Raw genomic sequence first — 276 nt, 5'->3', positions numbered from 1 at the left:
CGCGCGCCGATGCGGCCGGCTGCGTCGATTACCAGCGATAACCCAGGCGCGCATACCAGCGCCGACCCAGCAAGTCGTAGGTCATGGTGTCGGTATTGGCGTCGGTGTAGCTCTGGATGAAGGGCGGCTGCTTGTCGAACAGATTGTCGATGCCGAACGACACGTCCCAGGATTTGACCGGCGAGTACTTCAACTGCACGTTGTGGTAGGCCACGCTCGGCGCATGGTCGCCGATGTCGCCGCGCGCGGCGTTGATGTCGTCGGCCTTGCCGATGT

The 276-nt window shown here is 63.4% G+C and carries 1 protein-coding gene; it reads right to left on the bottom strand.

Annotation, left to right across the window (positions count from 1 at the left end; genetic code table 11):
* Positions 1 to 28: 28 nt before the first annotated feature.
* Positions 29 to 276: TonB-dependent receptor (locus tag HKX41_11330; GenBank protein NNC24723.1), on the bottom strand; the 248-nt coding region annotated here is incomplete at its 5' end.

The organism is Salifodinibacter halophilus, assembly GCA_012999515.1.
In the GTDB taxonomy this organism is placed as follows: Bacteria; Pseudomonadota; Gammaproteobacteria; order Nevskiales; family Salinisphaeraceae; genus Salifodinibacter; species Salifodinibacter halophilus.
The sequence above is the reverse complement of the archived record's forward strand: the minus strand, read 5'-3'. Positions and strand labels throughout refer to the sequence as shown.